A 12,707-nucleotide genomic window follows, 5' to 3' on the forward strand; every position below is an offset into this window, starting at 1 on the left:
AGCTCTCCCACGCACGGTACGCCGACGCTCAGCTCGACTGCTGCGCGGCGTCGAGGATCAGCCGCGCGATCGCGTCCGGCTGCGAGATCAGCGCGAGATGGCTGGCCTTCACCTCGATCGTGGTGGCGCCCATCCGCTTGGCCATGAAGCGCTCGAGATCCGGATTGATGGTGCGGTCTTCGGTCGAGACGGCGTAGTAGCTCGGCTTGCTGCGCCAGGCCGCATGACTGGTCTTGCCGGCCAGCAGTTGCTTGTGGAACGGCTGCTGCACCGCATAGAGCACCTTCGCCTTCGCCTCCGGCAGGTCGCCGGCGAAATCGCGCAGGAACGCTTGTTCGCTGAGCCGGCCCTCATCGCCGTCGAACACGATGCCGGCGCTCGCGGGCGGCGTCGGATAGGTCTTGGCCAGCGCGGTGTAATCCTCGTCCGCATCGGGTGCGCGCGCCGCGACATAGACCAGCGCCGAGACATTCGGATGCACGCCGGCCTCGGTGACGATCATGCCGGAGAAGGAATGGCCGACCAGCACGGTCGGACCGTCCTGGCGATCGAGCACCCGCTGCGCGGAGGCAACCGCGTCGGGCAGCGTGGTCAGCGGATTTTGCACCGATGTGACGTTGAGCCCGGCGGCCTGCAGGCGCGGAATGACCTCGGACCAGCACGAGCCGTCGGCGAACAGGCCGTGCACCAGCACGACGTTGCGCGCCTTGACCGGCGGCGTGGTGGCGGCCATGCCGCGCGAGGACACCAGTGAAGCCGCGGCTCCAGCGAGCAAGGAGGTCGAGAAGGCGCGTCTGTTCATCATCATATTACTGCTCCGTTGTTTGTATGGTGAGTTGAAAATCAGAGAAGCGCGTCCACCTGCGGTGAACGGACAATCTCTCCTACGCGCGCAAAGGCCTCGTGGTTACGCTCGATGCTGTCGTGATCATAAAGATAGTTGACCATGATGCCGAAGGATTCCGCCATCGCACGGTCGGCCGTGTTGCCGAGCCAATTGATCCGCTCCAGCCGGGCACCGTTGCCGAGATGGAAGCGCGCCACCGGATCGATGCGATTCCCGGGCGCCGGCGAGCCCGTGAGATATTGCGCGCACAGCCTCATCAGGACCGGACGCCAGGTCTCGCAGGTCGCGGCGTCATGCCACCAGCCTTCGCGGTCCAGCTCGCGTAGCGTCGCAACCTCGTTGCCGCCGGATTGCGGCTGCTGGCCGAGCCAGCGCCGGAAGCCCGGGATCGGCGACAGCGTGGAGAAGCGCTTCAGCTGCGGGAATTCCGTTTGCAGCTCCTCGACCACCTGCTTGATCAGGAAGTTGCCGAACGACACGCCGCGCAATCCGTCCTGGCAGTTGGAGATCGAATAGAAGATCGCGGTGTCGGCATGCGCGGCCCTGAGGCCTGCGCTGTCTTGATCCGCATCCTGCACCAGCAGCGGTGGCACGGCGGTGGCCAATCCCTGCACCAGCGCGACCTCGACGAAGATCAGTGGCTCGCCGGGCAGCGCGGGGTGGAAGAAGGCAAAGCAGCGGCGGTCGGGCGCAAGGCGGCGGCGCAGATCGTCCCAGCCCTTGATCTCGTGCACCGCCTCATAGGCGATCAGCTTCTCGAGCACGGCGGCCGGCGACTGCCAGTCGATGCGGCGAAGCTCGAGGAAGCCGCGGTTGAACCATGAGACGAACAGATGCTTGAGATCGGCATCGAGCGGCTTCAGCTCGGGTTCGGAGCCGAGACGGCCCGTGATCTCGCTGCGCATCGCGATCAGGCTCGCGGTGCCGCCGGGCGCCATGTTCATCCGCCGCAGCACCTCCTGGCGCGGCGGATCGGCGGCGTCGGCCAAAGCGGCCGCGGCCGCCGCGGTGCCGTCGGCAAGATAACGCTTCGCCGCATCCTGCAGCGCCGCCGCGTCGGGCTGAAACGCACTCGCCAGATAGCGTTGAAAGCCGTGCCGGCCGTCGGCATCGAGCGCGCGCATGGTCTGCTGCAATTGGCGCGCGATCAGGGCGCCCGACGCCTCGCCGCGCTCGGACAACAGTGCCGCGGCGAGCTGCCTCGCTTGATCGAACGAGGCCGGTGGGCCGCCTGGGATGTGCTCGGCGTGGGTCATGGGGGCCTCCTTCTAGCGGCGGAATTTGGCGGGCGGCGCGTAGAGGCCGCCCGATGCGGCGACGAGGTCGTCGATCGATTTCGCGGCGAGCCAGTCGCGCGTCGCCGTCGCGACGTCGAGGCCGAGATCGGACGGCAGCAACACGATGCCGCGGCGGCGCAGGCCGTCGGTCGTCCCGGCGTCCTGCCGCCGGCCGAACTCGGTGTCGCCGGCGACCGCGCGCAAGGCTGCCTCGCGCTCCTGCGGCGAGCGGCAACGCAGCAGGTTGCAGACGCCGCGCTCGGTGATCACGTGGCTGACGTCGTCGCCATGGATCATGACAGGCGGCAGCGCGAAGCCGGCCGAGGCCGCGAGGTCGAACGCGTCGAGGCGCTCGACGAAGCTCGGCGCGCCGTTCGGCTGCCGGGTCTGGACCATCTGCACCACCAGCTTGCGGCCGCGCAGGCGCTCGCCTGCTTCCTCGCCGGCGCGCAGCCAGGCAACGCTGTCGTGGCGCCGGCCGCGCGGATCGGCGCCCATGTTCGGCGCGCCGCCGAAGCCGGTGATGCGGTCCTTGGTGGCGGTCGAGCTGTTGCCCTCGGGGTCGATCTGCAAGGTGCCGCCGACGAACAAATCGCAGGCATATTGTCCGGCGACCTGCGCCAGCGCGCGGTTGGAGCGCAGATTGCCGTCGGCGCCGACCGGAAACACATCGGGACGGCTGGCGACATAGCGTTCCATGCCGAGTTCCGAGCCGAAGCAATAGACGTTGTCGACGAAGCCGGCCTCGATGGCGGGGATCAGCGTCGGATGCGGATTGAGCACGAAATTCCGCGCGACCTTGCCCTTCAGCCCGCGCCTGGCGGCAAAGGTCGGCAGGATCAGCTCGATCGCCGCGGTGGCATAGCCGATGCCGTGATTGAGCCGAGTCACCTGATAAGGTTCGTACACCGCCGCGAGCGCCATCATCGCCATCAGGACGTTCTCGTCCCTGACCTTGGCGGGATCGCGCGTGAACAGCGGATCGATCGCATAGGGCTTCGGACCGGGCACCACGACATCGACCCAGTCGCCGGGGATGTCGACGCGCGGCAGGCGATCGACGATCTCGTTGACCTGCGCCACGACGACGCCACCGCGGAACGCAGCGGCCTCGGCGATGGTCGGCGTGTCCTCGGTGTTCGGACCGGTGTACAGATTGCCGTCGCGATCGGCCTTGTCGGCCACGATGAGCGCAACATGCGGTGTCAGGTCCACCAGCATCCGCGCGTAAAGCTCCAGATAGGTATGGATCGCGCCGATCCGCAGCGCCTTGGCGGCGACGAGCTCGGCAAGGCGGCGGCTCTGCGGGCCAGCAAAGGCGAAGTCCAGGCGGTTGGCGATGCCGCGTTCGAACACCGCGAGATGATCGGGAAGCGCGAGCACCGACTGCACCATGTGCAGATCATGCACCCGCGCCGGGGTCACCCCGGCGAGGCACGCGGCCAGGAAATCCGCCTGCTTCTGGTTGTCGCCCTCGAGCGCCACCCGGTCGCCGGATGCGATGACCGCTTCCAGCAGCTCGATCGCGCGGTCGGGCGGACAGACCTTTCCATTTGTACCGTAGACAGCTCGCGCGCGCGCCAGGCGCGCCGTGCGATCGGTTTGTGGTGTCGTCTCCGACATGATGGCCTCTCCTTGCTTGATCATCTGAAGCGAAGGTAGGCGGCCGGCATTGATAATAGAAACGATATTCTATAATATGATTGATTATGAATATGGATTAATCGATGCTCGACCTCGAACTTTTGCGGGCCTTCGTCGCGGTCGCCGATTGCGGCGGCTTCCACCGCGCCGCCGAGCAATTGCATCTGACCCAGTCGACCATCAGCCAGCAGATCAAGCGGCTCGAGCTCGAGACCCGGCGGCCGCTGTTCCGGCGCACGACGCGCAGCGTCGCATTGACCGACGAAGGCGAGATGCTGCTCGGCGATGCGCGGCGTCTGCTGCAGCTCGAGGAGGCGGCGCGGCAGCGGCTGGTGGCGCCGCGGCTGTCCGGCGCGGTCCGTCTCGGCGTGGTCGAGGAAGTCGCCGGCGGCTCATTGCCGTCGGCGCTCGGCCGCTTCGCCGCGCTGCATCGCGGGGTCAAGCTCGAGGTGCAGATCGGCGTCAGCGCCGAATTGATCGAGCAGCTCAATGCGGGCCGGCTCGATCTGGTGTTCGCCAAGCGGCCGCTCGGAACATCGAAAGGCCGCCTGGTATGGCGCGAGCCGCTGGTGTGGGCTGCGGCGGAAACATTCGATCTCGTTCCCGGCGCGCCGCTGCCGCTGGCGCTGTACCGCGAACGATCGGTGTCGCGCGACGCCGCGCTCTCCGCGCTGCGCGACGGCGAGCTCGGCTGGGAGATCGTCTATACCAGCCCGAGCCTGACCGGCGTCCGCGCCGCCGCCGTCGCGGGCCTTGCCGTCACCCCGCTGCCGCTCAGCGCGGTCACCACGGGCCTGCGCATTCTCGGAATCGGCGACGGCCTGCCGCCGCTTCCCGATCTGGAATTCGCCATCTACGAGAAAAGACGGCCGGACAAGGCCGCGGAGGCGCTCGCCGATGCCTTGCTGACGCTGGCGCGCGGTCCCCTGCGCCCCACGATCTGAGCGCGCCGAACCGCAAATTGCGCCGCGCGCCGGTCTGCCTGCCGGCGGGCCGAGCCGCCTGTTCCCGGCCGTTCCAACGAGATTCGTATTGAACGCTTGGGCTTAGGCAAATTTTAAACCGGGAGGCGTAGCTTACCCCTTGCGAGTTCAGTGGTTGAGAGTTTGTGAGTACGCCATGACAGAACCCCATCGCCCGAGGGTGAAATACGTCATCGGGCCTGACGGCAGCCCGTTAACGATTGCGGATTTGCCGGCCCCCGGTACCAAACGGTGGGTCATCCGCCGCAAGGCCGAAGTCGTCGCTGCGGTCCGCGGCGGCCTGCTCTCCCTCGAGGAGGCCTGCAGCCGCTACACGCTGACCGTCGATGAATTCCTTTCCTGGCAGTTCTCGATCGACCAGCACGGTCTGGCCGGGCTGCGCACCACCCGCATCCAGCAATATCGACAGTAATTCGGCGCCGATCCTGTGGCATTTGACGAAAACCGGCCTCGCCTTGCGAAGCCGGTTTTTTTCATGTCCGCGATTTTGCCGCGGTCCTTAACCTTCGTTAACCATATGGAAACCATACCCTAGGCAATATTTGCCCAGTCGGACCCGCGCGGGCCGAATCCCTGGGGGCCGTTGGTGCAAAGTCTGGTTGCTTTCCTGAGAGGTCTAGGTGCGGCCCGCCTCGCGGCCATGGTTGCGGTCACCGCAGCCCTGATCGGCTTCTTCGCTTTCGTCATCATGCGCGTCACGACGCCACAGATGACCACCCTCTTCACCGACCTCTCGACCGAGGATTCCTCGGCCATCATCAAGGAGCTGGAGCGCCAGGCGATCCCGTTCGAGCTGCGCAGTGACGGCGCCGCGATCATGGTGCCGAAGGACAAGGTGACCCGGCTCCGAATGAAGCTCGCCGAGGGCGGCATGCCCAAGGGCGGCGGCGTCGGCTACGAGATCTTCGACAAGTCGGATGCCTTGGGTACCACGAGCTTCGTCCAGAACATCAACCATCTGCGGGCGCTGGAGGGCGAGCTCGCCCGCACCATCCGCGCCATCGACCGCGTCCAGGCCGCGCGCGTCCACCTCGTGCTGCCGGAGAAGCCGCTGTTCTCGCGCGAGACGCCGGAGCCATCAGCCTCGATCGTGCTCAGGGTGCGCGGCGCGCTGGAGCCGCAGCAGATCCGGGCGATCCGCCACGTCGTCGCCTCCGCGGTCAACGGGCTGAAGCCGCAGCGGGTCTCGATCGTCGACGAGGCCGGCCAGCTGCTCGCCGACGGCGCCCAGTCCGATGCCGACGCCGCGGTCGGCGACGAGCGCCGCGCCGCCTTCGAGAAGCGGATGCGCAAGCAGGTCGAGGACATCGTCTCCTCGGTGGTCGGCGCCGGCCGCGCCCGCGTCCAGCTCTCCGCCGACTTCGACTACAACAAGATCACCCAGACCTCGGACAAGTTCGACCCCGAAGGACGGGTGCTGCGCTCGACCCAGACCCGCGAGGAAAGCAGCCTCACCGCCGACAATTCCGGCCAGGTCACCGTCGCCAACGAACTGCCGGGCAGCCAGAACCAGGACAACGCCGCCCGCGCCCGCGACCAGAGCAAGAAGAGCGAAGAGACCAACAATTACGAGATTTCCCGCACCACCAAGACCGAGGTGACCGAGGCCGGCCGCGTCAACCGCATCTCGGTCGCGGTGCTGGTCGACGGCAGCTACTCCAAGAACGAAAAGGGCGAGCTGGTCTACCAGGACCGCACCAAGGAGCAGCTCGACCGCATCGCCGCTTTGGTCCGCTCCGCGATCGGCTTCGACCAGAAGCGCGGCGACCAGGTCGAGGTCGTCAACCTGCGCTTCGCCGAGCCGCCCGCCGCGCAGCCGATCGCCGAACCGACCGGCCTGCTCGGCATGCTGCAATTCACCAAGGATGACGTGATGTACGTCATCGAGCTCGGCGTCATGATGATGCTTGGCCTCGTCGTGCTGTTCATGGTGGTCCGTCCGCTGGTCAAGCGCATCGTCGCGGCCGACGTCATTCCGGCGCTGACCGGCGCGGGCATGCCGGCGCTGGCCGAAGCCCCCGAGAGCACCGGCACGCCCGGACAGGCGCTGATTCCGAGCGGCAGCGGCGCGGCGCAATTGATCGACGTTGCCCAGATCCAGGGCCAGGTCCACGCCCAGGCCGTGCACCGGGTCGGCGAGCTCGCCGAACGCAATCCGAACGAAACCGTCTCCATCGTCCGTCAATGGCTGAGCGAGCCGGTAGAGAACTGACATGGCCGCCGTACCCCAGACTACCAACGCCAACGACATCGCCACCGTCCTCTCGACGCTGGCGAACCGGCAAAGCGCCCGACCCAAGGGCAAGCCGCTACCCGGCCCGAAGCGCGCGGCAATCCTGATGCTCGCGCTCGGCGAGCAGTATGGCGGCAAGATCTGGTCGATGCTCGACGACGAGGAAGTCCGCGAGCTGTCGGTCCACATGTCGACCCTCGGGACCGTCGAGGCCGACGTGGTCGAGGACCTGATGCTGGAATTCGTCTCGCGGATGTCGGCCTCCGGCGCGCTGATGGGCAATTTCGACGCCACCGAGCGGCTGTTGCAGCAATACCTGCCCGCCGAGCGCGTCTCCGGCATCATGGACGAGATCCGCGGCCCCGCCGGCCGCAACATGTGGGAGAAGCTCTCCAACGTGCAGGAAGAGGTGCTCGCCAACTACCTCAAGAACGAATACCCGCAGACCATCGCCGTCGTGCTGTCGAAGCTGAAGCCGGAGCACGCCGCGCGCGTGCTCGCGATCCTGCCCGAGGACATCGCTCTCGACGTGGTCGGCCGCATGCTGCGGATGGAAGCGGTGCAGAAGGAAGTCATCGAGCGCGTCGAGCAGACGCTGCGCACCGAGTTCATGTCGAACCTGTCGCAGACCCGCCGCCGCGACGCCCATGAGGTGATGGCCGAGATCTTCAACAATTTCGACCGCCAGACCGAGACCCGCTTCATCACCTCGCTGGAAGAGGAAAACCGCGAATCCGCCGAGCGCATCAAGGCGCTGATGTTCACCTTCGACGATTTGATCAAGCTCGATACCGCCTCGGCCCAGACGCTGATGCGCAACATCGACAAGGACAAGCTCGGCGTCGCGCTGAAGAGCGCCAACGAGGAGGTGCGCAGCTTCTTCCTCGGCAACATGTCCTCGCGCGCCGGCAAGATGCTGATGGACGACATGGCCGCGATGGGCCCGGTGCGGCTGCGCGATGTCGACGAGGCGCAGGCGCTCTTGGTCAACCTCGCCAAGGACCTTGCCGCCCGCGGCGAGATCACGCTGACCAAGAACCGCGCCGACGACGAGCTGGTGTATTGATGGCCGCGCCCGCAAAATTCCTGTTCGACACGGATTTCTCGGCGCCGGACCGCGCGCGCGAACGCGCGCCGACGCCGGCCGAGGTCGCACAGAAGGTCGCCGATGCCGAGGCACGGGCCTATCGCGCCGGCTACGAGGCCGCGCTGCGCGAGGCCAAGGTCGAGAGCGACCGCCGCGCCGCGCAGGCGCTGGAGGAGATCGGCACCGCGATCAAGGGCATCGCGGCGCGCTTCGCCGGCATCGAGACGCGGATGGAGACCGAGGCGGTGGACGTCGCTGTCGCGGTCGCCCGCAAGCTCTGCTCCGAGCTGATCGCGCGCGAGCCGCTCGGCGAGATCACCGCGCTGGTCTCCGACTGCTTCTCGCATCTGGTGGCGACTCCGCATCTCGTGGTCCGCATCAATGACGCGCTCTACGAGGCGGCGCATGACAATATCGAGCGGATGGCGGCGCATTCCGGCTTTCAGGGCCGGCTGGTGATCCTGGCCGAGCCGACGATTGCGACCGGCGACTGCCGGATCGAATGGGCCGATGGCGGCGTCGTGCTGGAACGCGCCGCGATCGAAGGCAAGATCAACGAACTCGTCGGGCGCTATCTGGCGTCCCGCGGCCAGGCCGGCTGAAGGCGATTGAGGGCTGAACCATGAGCGACACCGACACCCAAATCCCGCTTCCCGATCTCAACTCCGCCGAGGCGCCCGGCATCGACGACATCGGCTACAACGAGGATGAGCATGCCGCGCGAATCGCGGCCGATCTCGAGGCCGTGTTCGACGTGCCGGTGCAGGTCTCGGCGGTGCTCGGCCGCTCCAAGATGGACGTCGGCGATCTCCTGAAACTCGGACCGGGCACCGTGCTCGAACTCGACCGCCGCGTCGGCGAGGCGATCGACATCTACGTCAACAACCGCCTGGTGGCGCGTGGCGAAGTGGTGCTGGTGGAAGACAAGCTCGGCGTGACCATGACCGAAATCATCAAGGCAGAACGCTCTTAACAACTCAGGCGGTAGCGCGCGGGACCTGCGCGACCAGACGAACAGGAGATCATCATGCGGCTTCTCATCGTTGGCACCCTGAAGGGCCAGCTCACGACCGCGACCAAGATCGCGATGGACAACGGCGCCTCCGTGACCCACGCCGAGGCCGCCGAACAGGCGATGAACGTGCTGCGCGGCGGCAAGGGCGCCGACCTCCTGCTGGTCGATGTCGGTCTCGACATCCGCGACCTCGTGATGCGGCTCGAAGCCGAGCACATCCACGTGCCGATCGTCGCCTGCGGCATCTCCAACGATGCCCGCGCCGCGGTCGCCGCGATCCACGCCGGCGCCAAGGAATACATCCCGCTGCCGCCGGATCCCGAGCTGATCGCAGCGGTGCTGGCCGCGGTCGCCAACGACGCGCGCGATTTGATCTGGCGCGACGAGGCGATGGGCCGGGTGATCAAGCTGGCGCAGCAGATCGCAGGCTCGGACGCCTCCGTCATGATCACCGGCGAGTCCGGCACCGGAAAGGAAGTGCTGGCGCGCTACGTCCATTCCCGCTCGGGCCGCGCCAAGCGGCCGTTCATCTCGATCAACTGCGCCGCGATCCCCGAGCACCTCCTGGAATCCGAGCTGTTCGGCCATGAGAAGGGCGCCTTCACCGGCGCGGTGGCGCGCCGCATCGGCAAGTTCGAGGAAGCGACCGGCGGCACGCTGCTACTCGACGAAATCTCCGAGATGGACGTTCGGCTGCAGTCCAAGCTGCTGCGCGCGATCCAGGAGCGCGTGATCGATCGCGTCGGCGGCACCAAGCCGGTGCCGGTCGACATCCGCATCATCGCGACCTCGAACCGCAACCTCTCGGAGGCGGTGCGCGAAGGCACCTTCCGCGAGGACCTGCTGTTCCGCCTCAACGTCGTCAACCTGAAGATTCCGCCGCTGCGCGACCGCCCGGCCGACATCCTCGAGCTGGCGCAGCATTTCGCCAGGAAATATGCCGAGGCCAACGGCATGCCGGTCCGTCCGATCTCGGCTGATGCCCGCCGCGTCCTGACCGCGAACCGCTGGCAGGGCAACGTCCGCGAGCTCGAGAACACCATCCATCGCGCGGTCCTGATGGCGCAGGGCGACGAGATCGGTTCTGAGGCGATCCTGACCCCCGACGGCGACCGGCTCGACCTCGCCAAGACCGCGCCCGCGGTCGCGCACGCGACGCTTGCCGCCGAGCAGGTCACCCGCGCGCTGGTCGGCCGCACCGTCGCCGATGTCGAACGCGACCTGATCCTGGAAACGCTGAAGCACTGCCTTGGCAACCGCACCCATGCCGCCAACATCCTCGGCATCTCGATCCGCACGCTGCGCAACAAGCTGAACGAATATGCCGACGGCGGCATCCCGATCACCCCGGCCGGCAATGGCGCGCCCGATTATCAACGCATGGCAAACGCCGGCTGAGAAGGAGGGAAGCGGCGGGGCAATCCCGCCGTTTGCCTCGGGTCACGAATAGCTGGGCGCGTCGGGCTTGCGGAAGATCCGGATCGGATCGCCCGGCGTGATGTCACGACCGGTGAACGTCACATAGGCATAGAGCACGAGATAAGCGACGGCGATCGCACCGATGATGTAGAACAGCCAGCTTCCCACGCGCTTCATTGAACCGTCACGTCTTTGAAATCCCACCGGCATTTAATGCGCCCGCCGGGCAAGCGCCACCGCCAACATGCCGCGCCGGCCGCCTTTGGCCCGTTCCTCCCTTGAATCTTGGGAACAGTTGCCGTATTCAATCTCCTATTGTGCTACGAATTTTGACAACTGGAGAGTGATATGGCTCTTTACGCGCAGACCAGCGGCACCCTGTCCACGACTTCCGCGACTTTAACGCCGATGCAAGGCCTCAGCCTGACGATTCCGGAGGGCGTCGGCACCACCGCGATCATCACCCTTAACGTTCCGAATCCCTACGCCACGGGCAACGATATTCCGGGCGGCGTGTTCGGAGTCACCGTCAATGGCACGGTCTCGCCGGTCGTCGCAAGCTTCACCTATAACGAGACCCCGTCGAGCTTTGGCCGTATCCCGACCACGCTCGTCGTCGGCATTCCCCTGGGCACCTCGGCTCAGACCATCCAGGCCGTATGGGCCGGCGTCCGCGGCAGCAATGTGATCATCGACAGCCCGGCATCGCTGAGCGCAGTTTTCTAAAGTCCGATCCGGATAAGCACGTAAGCACGGCGCGCTAGCGCCCGCCCCTCGCATGAACATGACGCGACGGCAGACTGACCTCAGCCAGCCGTGCGGCGTCTTCCTCATGGTCGATCGCGACATACTCGCCGTGCCAATACGCCAGCGCGGCGGTACGCTCCGACGCAATCACGTCGAGCACGCGGCCGATGACGATCACGTGTGAATGCCGTTCGATGGTCTCCTCGACCTTGCAATCAACCGCGGCAAGCGCGCCGACCAGCAGCGGGACGCCTGACGCACGCGTCGTCCACTCGGCCCCGGTGAAGCGGTCTGCGCCCTTCAGGCCGCCCTTGCCGGTGAAGCGCTCGGCGATGTCGCGTTGATCCGCGGCCAGGATGTTGACGCCGAACACGCCATGGCGCGCGATCAGCGGCCATGACGAGGCCGCGCGGTTGATGCTGACGATCAAGGACGGCGGCTCGACCGAGAGCGACGACACCGAGGTCACCGTCATTCCCGAAATATCCTTAGCCCGACCGGCCGTGATCACGCTGACGCCGCCGGTGAGGTGACGCATCGCGCCGCGGAATTCGGCGGCCGCAACCGCGGGCTCGATCGAAACATTGCGGACGACGGAATTCATGGCGACCTCACAGACTGTCTTCGCTGCCTTCGAGCAGATGCTTCAGGATCTCGCCCTCCAGCGCGGCGAGTTCGGCCGACCCGCGCCGGCGCGGCCGCGGCAGATCGACCGCGACATCCTCGGCGATGCGGCCGTCCTCGATGACCAGCACTCGGTCGGCGAGCGCGACCGCCTCGGCGACGTCATGCGTCACCAGGATCGCGGTAAAGCCCTGGTCGCGCCAGACCCGTTCCAGCAGTTGCTGCATCGAAATCCGGGTCAGCGCGTCGAGCGCGCCGAGCGGTTCGTCGAATGCCAGCACGCGGGGCTGGCTGACCAGCGCCCGCGCCAGGGCCACGCGCTGCTTCTGCCCACCTGATAGCACCGACGGCCACTGGGTGCGCTTGTCGCCGAGCCCGACCTCGACCAGCGCGCGCTCGGCGCGCGCCTGTGCATCAGCAGACGAGCGCTCGCGCCCCAGCCCGACCTCGACATTGGAGAGCACGCGCGCCCAGGGCAGCAGCCGCGGCTCCTGGAACATGACGCGGACGTCCTGCGCCCTCGGCTGTTCGCCGAAGGCGATGCTTCCCGCCGTCGGCGCATCGAGGCCGGCGATCAGGCGCAGCAGCGTGCTCTTGCCGCAGCCGCTGCGACCGACGATCGCGACGAACTGCCCGGCCGGGATGTGCAGGTCGATGCCGCGCAGCACCTCATTGTCGCCGAACGCCTTGCGCAGGCCGCGGATGGTCAGCGACAGGCCGCGGGCCGCGCCTTCCGGCACGCGCCGCAACTGCCGCGCCTTCACGACGATCTCGGTGCGGTCGACCGGCCCGGCTTCAGCGGTTTCGAAACGAAGCGCTTCTTGCATTCTC

General features: G+C 67.0%; 14 protein-coding genes. 8 read left to right on the forward strand and 6 right to left on the reverse strand.

Annotated elements, in window-relative coordinates:
• Positions 1–28 precede the first annotated feature (28 nt).
• From E2I15_RS21420 to mdcA, 3 genes are read right to left on the reverse strand one after another with little or no spacing between them, the layout of a single operon-like run.
• The gene (locus tag E2I15_RS21420; protein ID WP_137483599.1) at positions 29–808 is read right to left on the reverse strand and encodes an alpha/beta fold hydrolase; all 780 of its coding nucleotides are present in this window, start codon (positions 806–808) and stop codon (positions 29–31) included.
• A 35-nt stretch (positions 809–843) separates the two neighbouring features.
• Entirely contained in the window at positions 844–2,103 is a 1,260-nt protein-coding gene (locus E2I15_RS21425) for a malonyl-CoA decarboxylase (protein ID WP_137483600.1), read from the reverse strand.
• Between the two features lie 12 nt (positions 2,104–2,115).
• On the reverse strand, positions 2,116–3,771 hold the full coding sequence (gene mdcA, locus E2I15_RS21430) for a malonate decarboxylase subunit alpha (protein WP_137483601.1): 1,656 nt from the start codon (positions 3,769–3,771) through the stop codon (positions 2,116–2,118).
• An 80-nt stretch (positions 3,772–3,851) separates the two neighbouring features.
• On the opposite strand from mdcA, the gene E2I15_RS21435 reads away from it, so the two are divergent.
• The 7 genes from E2I15_RS21435 to flbD all read left to right on the forward strand — a co-directional run bounded on the left by E2I15_RS21435 (position 3,852) and on the right by flbD (position 10,484).
• Positions 3,852–4,712, forward strand: coding sequence for a LysR substrate-binding domain-containing protein (locus tag E2I15_RS21435; protein ID WP_137483602.1), 861 nt, complete (start codon positions 3,852–3,854; stop codon positions 4,710–4,712).
• A gap of 175 nt (positions 4,713–4,887) precedes the next feature.
• Positions 4,888–5,163, forward strand: coding sequence for a CtrA inhibitor SciP (sciP, locus tag E2I15_RS21440; RefSeq protein WP_002714638.1), 276 nt, complete (start codon positions 4,888–4,890; stop codon positions 5,161–5,163).
• 174 nt (positions 5,164–5,337) lie between these two features.
• A complete protein-coding gene (gene fliF / locus E2I15_RS21445; protein ID WP_137483603.1) occupies positions 5,338–6,963 on the forward strand; it encodes a flagellar basal-body MS-ring/collar protein FliF in 1,626 nt (541 codons plus the stop codon).
• 1 nt (position 6,964) lies between these two features.
• Entirely contained in the window at positions 6,965–8,050 is a 1,086-nt protein-coding gene (gene fliG, locus E2I15_RS21450) for a flagellar motor switch protein FliG (protein WP_018273552.1), read from the forward strand.
• A complete protein-coding gene (locus tag E2I15_RS21455) occupies positions 8,050–8,673 on the forward strand; it encodes a FliH/SctL family protein (RefSeq protein ID WP_018273553.1) in 624 nt (207 codons plus the stop codon). Before fliG ends, E2I15_RS21455 begins: the two co-directional genes overlap by 1 nt.
• Positions 8,674–8,693: 20 nt before the next feature.
• Positions 8,694–9,044 (forward strand): flagellar motor switch protein FliN, encoded by a 351-nt coding sequence (gene fliN, locus E2I15_RS21460; protein ID WP_137483604.1) that lies wholly within the window; start codon positions 8,694–8,696, stop codon positions 9,042–9,044.
• Positions 9,045–9,098: 54 nt separating this feature from the next.
• On the forward strand, positions 9,099–10,484 hold the full coding sequence (flbD, locus tag E2I15_RS21465) for a sigma-54-dependent transcriptional regulator FlbD (RefSeq protein WP_137483605.1): 1,386 nt from the start codon (positions 9,099–9,101) through the stop codon (positions 10,482–10,484).
• Between the two features lie 42 nt (positions 10,485–10,526).
• Here the strand turns inward: flbD and E2I15_RS38805 are convergent, their stop codons facing one another.
• Positions 10,527–10,682, reverse strand: a complete 156-nt coding sequence (locus tag E2I15_RS38805; RefSeq protein ID WP_170991813.1) for a hypothetical protein — start codon at positions 10,680–10,682, stop codon at positions 10,527–10,529.
• Between the two features lie 171 nt (positions 10,683–10,853).
• Between E2I15_RS38805 and E2I15_RS21470 the strand changes: the two genes are divergently transcribed.
• A complete protein-coding gene (locus tag E2I15_RS21470; RefSeq protein ID WP_137483606.1) occupies positions 10,854–11,231 on the forward strand; it encodes a hypothetical protein in 378 nt (125 codons plus the stop codon).
• Positions 11,232–11,265: 34 nt separating this feature from the next.
• On the opposite strand, the gene E2I15_RS21475 is transcribed toward E2I15_RS21470, so the two are convergent.
• Both E2I15_RS21475 and E2I15_RS21480 read right to left on the reverse strand, forming a co-directional pair.
• Entirely contained in the window at positions 11,266–11,856 is a 591-nt protein-coding gene (locus E2I15_RS21475; RefSeq protein ID WP_137483607.1) for a flavin reductase family protein, read from the reverse strand.
• Positions 11,857–11,863: 7 nt separating this feature from the next.
• Positions 11,864–12,703 carry an ATP-binding cassette domain-containing protein gene (locus E2I15_RS21480; RefSeq protein WP_137483625.1) on the reverse strand — a complete coding sequence of 280 codons (840 nt, stop codon included), beginning with the start codon at positions 12,701–12,703 and terminating at the stop codon, positions 11,864–11,866.
• Positions 12,704–12,707: the final 4 nt, after the last annotated feature.

The organism is Bradyrhizobium sp. BR2003 (assembly GCF_009720285.1).
Taxonomy (GTDB): domain Bacteria; phylum Pseudomonadota; class Alphaproteobacteria; order Rhizobiales; family Xanthobacteraceae; genus Bradyrhizobium; species Bradyrhizobium elkanii.